Here is an 11,805-nt window from a genome sequence, read left to right on the forward strand (position 1 = left end):
TGACGGGCACGCCGCTAACGGCCCGCTCCGTCAACCGGCCGCGATGGCGCAGCCGCACCGGACGCGGAAACGGGCAAGGCAGGCCGCCGGCAGCCGGTCCGGACGCCGTTTCAGGGGCAAAAAGTGCCGCTAGCCCAATCAAATCAAGCATAGTTTGCTCTTTTTTTTGTAGCGACTCACGAATCGCATCGCCCTCATCGGCCAGAAACGGAATCAGCGCCTGCCCGGCCCGAAAACGCGGCTGGCGCAGGCAGGCGGCCAGCAAAGCGCGGTTGCTGGGCAGGCCCAGCACCTCGGTATGGTCCAGCGCGGCGGCCAGCCGGTCGATCGCCGCCGCGCGCGTGGCGGCATGGGCCACCAGCTTGCCCAGCATCGAGTCGTAGTACGGCGACACCTGCAGACCCTCGGCCAGCGCGTGGTCAAAGCGCACCCCCGCCGGCTCGCGAAAGCGCAGCACCCGGCCGGTGTGCGGCGTGAAGTCTTCATCTTCCGCGCACAGCCGCACTTCGATGGCGTGGCCGCTAAAGCTCACCTGCTCCTGCGTCAGCGGCAAGGGCTCGCCCTGGGCCACGCGCAGCTGCCATTCGACCAGGTCCAGCCCGGTCACCGCCTCGGTCACCGGGTGTTCCACTTGCAGCCGGGTGTTCATCTCCATCAAAAAGAATTCACCATCACTCAGCAAAAACTCCACCGTGCCGGCGCCCACATAACCCGCCGCCTGCGCCAGCGCGATGGCGCAGGCGCCCATGCGTTCGCGCAAGTCTGCATTTACCGCCGGGCTGGGCGTTTCCTCGATGAGTTTCTGGTGCCGCCGCTGCACCGAGCAGTCGCGCTCGCCCAGGTGGATGCAATGGCCGTGCGCGTCGGCAAACACCTGCACCTCGACATGGCGCGGCTTCAGCAGCGCTTTTTCGATCAGCAGCTCGGCACTGCCAAAGGCCGATTCGGCCTCCGATCGCGCGCCGTGCAGGGCTGCCGGCAGCTGGGCGGCCGCTGGTACCAGCCGCATACCGCGCCCTCCGCCGCCAGCCACCGCCTTGACCATGACCGGGTAGCCGATGCTTTCGGCCTCGGCCTGAAAGCGCGCATCCGACTGGTCGGGGCCCTGGTAACCGGGCAAACAGGGCACGCCCCGGGCGTGTGCCAGTTGCTTGGCCGCCGCCTTGCTGCCCAGTTGCCGGATGGCGGCGGGCGGCGGGCCGACCCAGACCAGCCCCGCCGCCAGCACCGCCTCGGCAAAGGCCGCGTTTTCACTGAGAAAGCCGTAGCCGGGGTGCACCGCATCGGCGCCGCTGGCCCGCGCGGCGGCGATCAGCTTGTCGATGCGCAGATAGCTGTCGGCCGGGCTGTTGCCGCCCAGCGCGCAGGCGATGTCGGCCTCCCGCACATGCAGCGCCTGGGCATCGGCGTCTGAATACACGGCCACGGTCTTGATGCCCAGGGCGCGGGCGCTGCGCTGGATGCGGCGCGCAATTTCACCGCGGTTGGCGATCAGCAGGCACCGGATGTTCATGAAGCTTTTTTGCCGGTCCTGGCCAGGCCCATGGTCTTGGCGATGATGGCCATCATGACCTCGTCGGCGCCACCGCCAATCGAGGCAAGCCGGCCATCGCGGTACATGCGGGCGACCTTGTTTTCCCAGGTGTAGCCCATGCCGCCCCAGAACTGCAGGCAGGTGTCGGGTACGAGACGGTTCAGCCGCCCGGCTTTCAGCTTGGCCATGGAAGCGAGCTCGGTCACGTCCTGGCCCTGCAGGTACAGCTCGCAGGCGCGGTAGGTCAGGGCGCGCAGGCTTTCGACCTCGGTTTTCATCTCGGCCAGCTTGAACTGCACCCACTGCTGGTCGGCCAGCGTGCTGCCGAACAGCTTGCGCTCGTGCGCCCATTCCACCGTCCAGGCAATGCAGTTGCCGAGCGACTGGAGGCAGCTGGCGGCGCACCACAGGCGCTCCTCCTGAAACTGCAGCATCTGGTAGGTAAAACCGGCGCCTTCGCTGCCGATCAAATAACGCTGCGGCACGCGCACCTCGTCAAAATAAATCAGCCCGGTGTCGGACGAGTTCATGCCGATTTTTTTGATCTTGCGGGCTTTTTCGATGCCCTTGCAATCCATGGGCACCATCACCAGGCTCTTGTTTTTATGCGCCGGGCCGTCGCCGGTGTTGACCAGCATGCACATCCAGTCGGCCTGCAGGCTGTTGGTGATCCACATTTTCTGGCCGCTGATGACATAGTCGCCGCCGTCCTTGCGGGCCTGGCTTTTGATCGATGCGACGTCGCTGCCAGCGCCGGGCTCGCTCACGCCGATGCAGCCCACCATGTCGCCGGCAATCGCCGGGGACAGAAATTCGCGTTTCAGCGCGTCGCTGCCAAAGCGGGCCAGCGCCGGGGTGCACATGTCGGTTTGCACGCCGATGGCCATGGGCACGCCGCCGCAGTCGATATGGCCCAGCGCCTCGGCCATGGCCATGCCGTAGGAATAGTCCAGGCCCGCGCCGCCGTATGCCTCGGGCTTGGTCAGGCCCAGCAGGCCCAGCTTGCCGAGTTTTTTGAAGACCTCGTGCGCCGGAAACATCTCGGCCGCCTCCCATTCATCGACGTGCGGATTGATCTCGGCCTCAATGAAGCGCTTCAGGGTTTTCTGGATTTCACGGTGCTCATGGGTGAACTGCATTGTTTGTCTCCTGGGGTTTGTTTACATGCGCGCCACGCCAAACTGCATCGGCCTGAGCTGCCGCGCATCGGCCTCGGCGCACATCGCCAGGCATTGCGCCAGCACGGCCCGGCTGTCGCGCGGGTCGATCACGCCGTCGTCCAGCAGCAGGCCGCTGGTGCAGGCCACATCGGCCTGGGCTTCAAACAGGGCGACGATCTTGTCAAACTGCGCTTGCGACTGCGCGGCGTCGGGCGTGAGGCCCTTGCGCGCCAGCGCGGCCTCCGTCACGATCTGCATGGTGCGGGCCGCCTGCTCACCGCCCATCACGGCGGTTTTGGCGCTGGGCCAGCTGAACAGAAAACGCGGCGCATAGCCGCGCCCGCACATGCCGTAGTTGCCCGCGCCAAACGAGGCGCCGCACTGCAGGGTGATTTGCGGCACGCTGCAATTGCTGACCGCCTGAATCATCTTGGCGCCATGCTTGATCATGCCGGCCTGCTCGCTGTCCTTGCCGACCATGTAGCCGGTGGTGTTCTGCAGGTAAATGAGGGGGTGGCCAAGTTGGCACATCAGCTGGATGAAATGCGTGGCCTTGTTGGCCCCGGCCACGTCAATCGGCCCGTTGTTGCTGATGATGCCGACCGCATGGCCTGCAATCGAGGCCTGCACGCAAACGGTGGCGGCGCCGTACAGCGCCTTGAAGGGCAAAAAGTCGGAACCATCGACCAGCCGCGCGATCACCTCGTGCATGTCGAGCGGCTGGCGCAGGTCGTCGGGCACCAGGCCGAGCAAGTCCTCCGCCGGATACAGCGGCTCGACAGCTATTGAATTCGTAGCATACTGTGCACGTTCTGCAAGGGCTGCGACCTGATTTGACCATGAAAACCGGGCGACCACCTGGCGCGCCAGCCCCAGCGCATGCCGGTCGTCCTCGGCCAGCTGCTCGCCCAGCCCCGACAGGCTGGCATGCATCAGCGCGCCGCCCAGTTCTTCTTCGGTCGCCACCTCGCCGGTGGCCGCCATCAGCAGCGGCGGGCCGGCCAGAAAGGCGCGCGAGCGGCCGCGCACCATGATGACCACATCCGAAAGCCCCGGCATGTAGGCGCCGCCGGCCGTGCCCGAACCGTGCTGCACCGTGATGACCGGGATGCCGGCCGCCGACAGCCGCGCCAGGTTGCGAAACAGGCTGCCGCCCTGCACAAAGCCTTCGACGCGGTAGCGCATCAGGTTGGCGCCCGCGCTTTCCACCAGGTGAATGAAGGGCAACTTGTTTTGCAGCGCGATCTCCTGCACGCGCAGGATTTTTTCCAGCCCCATCGGCTGAATCGCTCCGGCTTCGATGCCCGAATCGCTGGCCACCACCATGCAGCGCGCGCCGCTGACAAAGCCGATGCCGGCCACCACGCCGCCGCCGGGCACCGACTGCGCGGCGTCCTGGCTGTCCTGCAGGTAGCCCGCCAGTGCGCACAGCGGCAGATACGGCGTGCCCGCGTCCAGCAGCAGCGCGACCCGCTCGCGCGGCAGCAACTGGCCGCGTTTTTCGAACACCGGGCGGGATTTTTCGGAGGCCGCCGTTGCGCGGCCTTCGAGCGCGCGCAGCGCCGCCAGCCGCGCCAGCAGGGCCGCGCGGCGCTGGCCGGCCTGCGCGCTGCCGGCATTCCAGGCGGACTGGAACACAGTCATGACCAAGTCCCCACGCTTGCCACTTCGTGGGCTGCGCTTTCCCCCCGGGGGGCCTTCGCACCTTGGGGCGGCCCGGCGCTGCTCATTCCTGAAACACCCTGGGCGTGGCCGCCAGGTGAAAACCGTCAAACGGCTTGATGGCATCGCGCTGCAGGGCGTCTGCATCCGGCCGTTGCATCGGCCAGCCCATGCGCACCTGGGGCCGCGCGCCATCGACGCGCAAGGTCGCGCCGCTGATGAAATTGGCGGCTTCGCTGAGCAGAAAGACTATCGCGGCCGAGGTTTCGCTTTCGGTGCCAAAGCGCCCCAGTGGCACGGTGTGGCGCATCTCGCGCAGCATGGGACCGGCCTCGGGCGGGTAGTGGTCCATGCCGCTGGAGGCAATGTAGCCGGGCGCCACGGCATTGACCCGCACGCCGCTATGCGCCCATTCGGCTGCGGCGGTTTCCGTCAGGCTGACCATGCCGGCGCGGGCGGCGCCGCTGTGGCCCATGCTGGGCATGGAGCCCCAGATGTCGGCCACGATGTTGACGATGCTGCCGCCGTGCGCCTGCATGGACTGCAGATAGCATTCGCGCGCCATCAGAAAGCCGCCGGTCAGGTTGGTGTTGATGACCGCCTCCCAGCCCTTGGCGCTGATGGATTCGAGCGGCGTGATGTACTGCCCGCCGGCGTTGTTGACCAGGCCGTTGATGCGGCCCTGGGCGACCACGATGGCGGTGACGGTGGTCTGGACGGCCTCCTCCTGGCGGATGTCACAGGGGTGAAAGCTCACGCGCCCGCCCTGGGCGACGATCTCGCCGGCCACGCGGTGCAGCTTGTCGATGGCGCGGCCAATCAGCACCACATGCGCGCCCAGCGCGGCCAGTTCATGCGCGGTGCAGCGGCCAATGCCGGACCCGCCGCCGGTGACCACGATCACCTGGCCGGCCAGCAGATGGGGCTTGAAAATGGAGGTGTAACTCATACGGTTCTGTCCTGAATAAAAAGTGCCATGGCGGCGTCGGCAAGGTCATCGAGCGACGCGTCTTTTTTGGCGTCGAACCACTGCACCGACCAGTTGAGCGCACCAAAAATCAGCAGCCGCGCCAGCTTGACCGGGCCCTTGAGCCGGCCCTGCTGGCTCAGCGCCTGGAGCACCGGCGCCCACGCCGACTCGTACTCGCTTTGCAGTTTGGCTAGGGTCACGCGCTGCCTGGCCGTGATGGCGCGCGACTCGTAAAGCATCACCGGAATGAAGTCGCTGCCCGGCCCCAGCAGCACGCCGACATGGTTGCGAATCAGCAGGTGCAACACGGCCGCGGCATCGGGCGCCGCCTGCTCAGCCGCCCGCAACGCCGCCGTCTGCCGCTCTATCGCCGAACGCATGCCTTCGTCCATCACCGCGTAGAGCAGCGCGCCCTTGCTCTTGAAATGATAGAACGGCGAGCCGCTGTGCATGCCGACGGCGGCGGCGATGTCGCGGGTGCTGGTGGCGTCAAAGCCCTTGCGGCGAAACAGCCGGGCCGCCGCGTTGATCAGCTCGACCCGGCGATTCCCGTCGTCCCGCTCATCGACGGTTTTGCGCGGGCGGCCGCGGGGTCGTTTTGGCGCAGCGCCAGGGCCAGCATCAGCTGCGAAGGGCGCGCGGGAATGGCTGCCGGGGACAGGGTCGTGTGGCGCGGTGGGTTGATCCATGAAGCAGACCTTAGCAAACGGCGTTATTTTTAGCAAGCGTTTGCTTGGTGAAAATATCGACCCAAAAACCGCCTATGGGGCATGCGGGCCAGCCACCGTCCTAAGTCGCAAAAGCCAGAATTTCGACTTGCCGCCCGGCGCCAAGGGGCCGGTCGGAGTTCAATTTTCAACAGCCATCCGGGCCCGCGCCAACTCATGGCCACCATGGCCACCATGGCCACCATGGCAGGTTGATCCAGGCAAAAAAGACCTGAGCGACCCCATTTATTTGACATGTTTCTGAGAATGCCCTTAAAACTCCCTTAATTAATACACTGAGTAACACAATTTGCAAATTGCTGCGGATGCCAGAAGTTACAGACTGCGGCCCGCCAAGCGCCCCGCAAGACCCCGGAAAGCAGCCGCTTCGCCTGATGTGAGTGCAGCAGGCAGTCCCCGTTTACCGGGTATTCCCCCACCCGGACCGGGCACAACTGGGTAGCCAGCCGTGGGATTGCTCCTCCAAAAATCTCGCAACACACTGACCTCAAGCGCGCGGCAATTCAGAAACAACATCCCCCGAATTGTTTGTAGATGTGTTTGTTTATTGCCGCCGCCAATGATCCGGATGACGCGACACCTGAAGCAACCGTAGTCGGTGGGCCGTCTTTCCGGAATTTGGTTTGTTGCTTGACCGGGACTTTGCGGACTTGCCCCGCAACCCAGAAAACCAGTTAAAGGGGAAATGACCATGGCTTCATTCAGCAAAAGCGATCTTGAATTCATCCTCAAGCAGATCAGGATCGCGGAACAACATGCGGCCGGCGCGGATTTGCGCTCCCTGATGCCGAACCCGGAAGTCGGCTTTGGCCTGCGGACCATCGACGGGACGTTCAACAACCTGATCCCGGGCCAAAGCCAGTTCGGTGCCGCCGACCTGACCTTTCCGCGCCTGGTACCGGCGACATTCCTCAACGATAACGATGGCGATACGTTCGATGCGAATGGTCCGGCTCCGGGCGGGCTCGTGACCAACACCAACTAGGCCCTGACCGGCAACGTCGCCGATGCAGATCCGCGCACCATCAGCAATCTGATTGTTGACCTGACCGCCAACAACCCGGCGGCGATCGCCGCCGCAGCGGCCACGCCGGGCTCCGAGGTGGTTAGCGGCACCCGCGCGGACGGCACGCCATTCGAGACATTTTTTATTCCGAACGTGGCAGCAGACGCGGGGCTGTCGGCGCCGTTCAATTCGTGGATGACCTTCTTCGGCCAGTTCTTCGACCACGGCCTGGATCTGGTGACCAAGGGCGGCAGCGGCACGATCTTCATTCCGCTGCAGCCGGACGATCCGCTGTTCGTTCCGGGCAGCCCAACCAACTTCATGGTCCTGACGCGGGCCACCAACCAGCCGGGGCTGGACGGCATCCTGGGCACCGCCGACGACGTCCACGAGCAGCAAAACACCACCTCGCCGTTTGTCGACCAGAACCAGACCTATTCCTCGCACCCCTCGCACCAGGTCTTCCTGCGCGCCTATGAACTCAACGCCGCCGGCGACCCGGTGGCCACCGGCAGGCTGATCACGAATCGCAATCTGGGCGCTGATGGCAACTTTGGAGGCACTGGGCTTGATGCCGACACCGAACTTGGTGGCATGGCCACCTGGGCCGTCGTCAAGGCGCAGGCGCGCGCGCTGCTGGGCATCAACCTCACCGATGCCGACGTCTCCAATGTTCCGCTGCTGGCCACCGACCCGTATGGCAATTTCATCAAGGGCCCGAATGGCCTGCCTATGGTCATGATGAAAGGCCCGGACGGCATTGCGGATACCGCCGATGATTTTCTCGTTGAGGGCAATCTGACCACGCCCATCAACCTGACCAACGCGGTGCGCACCGGTCACCAGTTCCTCATCGATATTGCCAACGCCGCCAGTCCGGTGAATGGCCAGACCGGCGCCGCACTGGCCCCGGATGCCGATGGCGTCGCCGGTGGTCCGGTGGCCGCAGGCTTTTATGACAACGAACTGCTCGACGCGCACTACATCGCCGGTGACGGCCGCGTCAACGAGAACATCGGCCTGACCGCCGTGCATGCCATCTTCCACTCCGAGCACAACCGGCTGGTCCAGATGACCAAGGACGTGGCCCTGGCCTCCAATGACCTGGCCTTGCTGAACCAGTGGCTGATGCCGGACGCCCAGCTGCTGGCGTTGCCGACCCCGGCGCAAATCGCTGGCCTGCACTGGAACGGCGAGCGCCTGTTCCAGGCGGCCAAGCTCGGCACCGAGATGCAGTACCAGCACCTGGTGTTCGAAGAGTTCGCCCGCACCGTTCAGCCCAACGTCGACGCCTTCATCGACTTCGACAACACGATCAATCCAGCCATCGTGGCCGAGTTTGCGCATACCGTCTATCGCTTCGGTCACTCGATGCTGACCGAAACCATTGACCGGCTCGACGCCAACTTCCAGAACAGCGAGATTGGCCTGATCCAGGCCTTCCTCAACCCGCTGGCGTTTAATCAGCTCGGCGGCGTCACCGTGAGTGCTGAAGCCGCGACCAGCGCCATCATCCGCGGCCTGACGCGCCAGGTGGGCAACGAGATCGACGAATTCGTGACGGAGGCCGTGCGCAACAACCTGCTGGGACTGCCTCTGGATCTGCCGGCCATCAACATCGCGCGTGGCCGCGATACCGGCGTGCCGACCTTGAACGCCGCACGCCGTGAGTTTTATGCGGGCACCGGTGACAGCCAGCTCAAGCCCTACATCAGCTGGGCCGATCTCGTGCAGCACCTGAAGCATCCCGAGTCCGTTATCAACTTCATTGCCGCTTATGGCACCCACATTTCGATCACCAGCGCCCTCACGCTCGCCGACAAGCGCGCCGCAGCCATGGACCTGGTGTTCGGCACCGGCACCAATCCGGCCGACCGGCTCGACTTCCTCAACAGCACCGGCGCCTATGCCAGTCTGGCGAACGGCGTGACTATCACAGGCGTTGACGCCATCGACCTCTGGATTGGCGGCCTGGCCGAAGAAAAAATGCCCTTTGGCGGCATGCTCGGTTCGACCTTCAATTTTGTCTTCGAGAACCAGCTTGAAGCGCTGCAAAACGGCGACCGCCTCTACTACCTGCACCGCCTCGCCGGAACCAACTTCGTCCACGAGCTCGAGAACAACTCGTTTGCCAAGCTGGTGATGCTCAATACCGACGTGACCCACCTCCCGGCGCTCCTGTTCTCGACCCCGACTTACACCCTTGAAGTCGATCCGAGCAAGCAGTTCAACGCCAGTGTGATTGCCGGCCCGGACGGCATCCTGCTGGACAATCTCGCCACGCCGGTCAATGAGGCTGCCGACAACCAGCCGGGCAATGCCGACCCGATCGGCGGCATTCTGCTGACTCCGCTCGTCATCCGGGACAACCCGGCGACGGCGACCGCCGATGCGAACTACCTGCAATACACCGGCGAAGACCATGTCGTCCTGGGTGGCACGAATCCAGGCAGCCTGGCCAACCCCAGCGGCAATGACATTCTGATCTCCGGCGACGGCGACGACACGCTCTATGGCGACGGCGGCAATGACCGCCTCGAAGGCGGCTATGGCAACGACGACCTTCAGGGCGGTGCCGGCGACGACATCATCACCGACATGGGCGGCGACGACGTCATCAAGGGCGATGACGGCAACGACGTCATTCACGGCGGCAATGGCTTCAACCTGATCATCGCCGGTCGCGGCAGCGACTTCATCATCACCGGCGATGACGTGACCGAGGTGATCGCCGGCGAGGGCAACGATTTCATCCTCGGCAGCAAGATGAACGTCCAGATGGCTGGTAACGAAGGCGATGACTGGATCGAGATTGGCACCCAGGACGGCGCGCCCGGCGACAATTTCGACCCGTTAGGGACCGACTCGGTGATCGGCAACGACATCTTTGTAGGCGACGGCACCTTCGACGAGATGATCGGCGAGGGCGGTGACGACATTTTCGTCGGCAGCGCCGGGCCAGACAAGATGAAGGGCATGTCCGGTTTTGACTGGGCCACCTACAAGAACAGCCAGTTCGGCGTGAACGTCGACTTCTTCGCCAGTGCCTTCAATGAAGCGCCAGTGCCGGTGTCCATGGCGGCCACCACGACCCTGTTTGCCCAGGTGGAAGGCCTGTCGGGATCGGCCTCCAGCGACGTGCTGCGCGGCGACAATGAAACCGCGGACTCGATTGTCAACGCCGGCTTCACCGGCAGCGTGCTCACCAATATTGACCTCATCACCGGTCTGCGCGCCTTCCTCGCAAACTCCCTGGGCGTGGCCGCCAACACGCTGACCTCGTTCGGCGCGGGCAACATCATCCTCGGCGGCGCCGGCAGCGACATCCTCGAAGGCCGCGGCGGTGACGACCTTATCGATGGCGACAAGTGGCTCAACGTGCGCATCAGTGTGCGGTCTGCGACCAATCCTGCCCTGGAGATTGACAGCGTCAACAGCCTGAAGGATCTGGTGCCGCGCATGTTGTCGGGGGAAATCAACCCCAGCCAACTCGTCGCCGTCCGGGAAGTCCTGACAGCTGCAGGTCCCAACTTTGACACGGCCGTGTTCTCCGGCAATCTGGCGGACTACAGCGTGGTCACGAACGCCACCAGCGGCGTGACCACGGTCACGCACCAGGCTGGCGCCGGCATCGACGGCACCGACCGTCTCACCAATATCGAGCGGCTGCAGTTCGCCGATGGCGTGGTCGTCCTGTCCGGGACCAACAACGGCCCGGCGGGCTTGCTGACCATCAGCGACACCACGCCGACGGCATTCCAGACGCTCACGGCATCCGCCGCAGGTGTGACCGATGCGGACAACACCGCTACGGCCGGGGCCATCACCGGGCCGATCAGCTACTACTGGCAATTTGAAGCGGTACCTGGTTCGGGCGCCTTCCAGGACATTGTGGGCGGGGCTGGTTTGCCTGTGAGCGGGCCGACCTTCATGGTCACCCCGGATCTCGCGGGGCTGAACCTGCGCGTCAGGGCGGTCTATCAGGATGCCAACGGCGTGCTGGAAACGGTGTTCTCCGCCGCTACCGCAAGCGTCGCAGCCGGGGTTGCCCCAGCCGCAGCGCCGCCCATACCGGCCGAGTCGCCAACGACCAGCGCCGGAGTGCATTTCATCCGGTCTGACCTGCAGTTCTTTCTCGACCAGATTCTGATCGCGGAAAAGCATTCAGTACCCGGTACGGATTTGGGCTCCCTGCTCCCCAATCCACGCATGTCCATGGGCCTGCGCACCGTTGACGGGTCACTAAACAACCTGGTACAGGGCCAGAGCCAGTTCGGTGCAGCCGACTCGACCTTCCCGCGCCTGGTTCCGGCAAACTTCCTGAACGATGCGGATGGTGACACGTTTGATCCGGACGGCCCCGGCCCGGCAGGCCCCATCAGCAATACAGACTATGGCACAGCCGGTAGCGTCGCCGATGCGGACCCGCGAACCATCAGCAACCTGATCGTCGACCAGACGGCCAACAATCCGGCCGTCTACGCGGCCGCGTTCGATCCCGGCGTAGACGGCCTTTTGCATACCGCCGACGACGTGCTGAAAGACGGCGTCCAGATCGTCAAGAGCCCGGGCCTTGACGGCCAGTTCAACACCGCCGACGACCGCGACGTGTTCTTCTTCGAGAACGTCGCGCCTGACGCCGGCCTGTCGGCGCCTTTCAATTCGTGGATGACCTTTTTCGGCCAGTTCTTTGATCACGGCCTGGATCTGGTGACCAAGGGCGGTAATGGCACGATTTTCATTCC

Annotated in this window: 8 protein-coding genes; 3 read left to right on the plus strand and 5 right to left on the minus strand. The window is 64.5% G+C overall.

The features are described 5' to 3' along the window. The 5 genes from RMO23_RS05385 to RMO23_RS05405 all read right to left on the minus strand — a co-directional run. Nucleotides 1–1,507 (minus strand): biotin carboxylase N-terminal domain-containing protein (locus RMO23_RS05385; RefSeq protein ID WP_309679245.1); only part of this gene is annotated, 1,507 nt, incomplete at its 3' end. Nucleotides 1,508–1,509: 2 nt separating this feature from the next. Beyond that, complete coding sequence (locus RMO23_RS05390; protein ID WP_309679232.1) at nucleotides 1,510–2,673, minus strand: acyl-CoA dehydrogenase family protein; 1,164 nt, start codon at nucleotides 2,671–2,673, stop codon at nucleotides 1,510–1,512. 21 nt (nucleotides 2,674–2,694) lie between these two features. Beyond that, nucleotides 2,695–4,338 carry a carboxyl transferase domain-containing protein gene (locus RMO23_RS05395; protein ID WP_309679234.1) on the minus strand — a complete coding sequence of 548 codons (1,644 nt, stop codon included), beginning with the start codon at nucleotides 4,336–4,338 and terminating at the stop codon, nucleotides 2,695–2,697. A gap of 82 nt (nucleotides 4,339–4,420) precedes the next feature. After that, nucleotides 4,421–5,305: an SDR family oxidoreductase gene (locus tag RMO23_RS05400; RefSeq protein ID WP_309679236.1), complete on the minus strand. Its 885-nt coding sequence runs from the start codon at nucleotides 5,303–5,305 to the stop codon at nucleotides 4,421–4,423. Continuing rightward, nucleotides 5,302–6,015, minus strand: coding sequence for a TetR/AcrR family transcriptional regulator (locus RMO23_RS05405; RefSeq protein WP_309679238.1), 714 nt, complete (start codon nucleotides 6,013–6,015; stop codon nucleotides 5,302–5,304). Before RMO23_RS05405 ends, RMO23_RS05400 begins: the two co-directional genes overlap by 4 nt. Between RMO23_RS05405 and RMO23_RS05410 the strand changes: the two genes are divergently transcribed. The 3 genes from RMO23_RS05410 to RMO23_RS05420 form a co-directional block, all read left to right on the plus strand. Further along, entirely contained in the window at nucleotides 6,014–6,298 is a 285-nt protein-coding gene (locus tag RMO23_RS05410; protein WP_309679240.1) for a hypothetical protein, read from the plus strand. The two genes, RMO23_RS05405 and RMO23_RS05410, sit on opposite strands and share 2 nt — an antisense overlap. A 447-nt stretch (nucleotides 6,299–6,745) precedes the next feature. Next, nucleotides 6,746–7,039 carry a hypothetical protein gene (locus tag RMO23_RS05415; RefSeq protein ID WP_309679242.1) on the plus strand — a complete coding sequence of 98 codons (294 nt, stop codon included), beginning with the start codon at nucleotides 6,746–6,748 and terminating at the stop codon, nucleotides 7,037–7,039. Nucleotides 7,040–7,213: 174 nt separating this feature from the next. Next, nucleotides 7,214–11,805, plus strand: a 4,592-nt coding sequence (locus RMO23_RS05420) for a peroxidase family protein (RefSeq protein ID WP_309679243.1), incomplete at its 3' end; no start/stop codon positions are given.

The organism is Polaromonas sp., assembly GCF_031411155.1.
Lineage (GTDB): Bacteria > Pseudomonadota > Gammaproteobacteria > Burkholderiales > Burkholderiaceae_C > Polaromonas.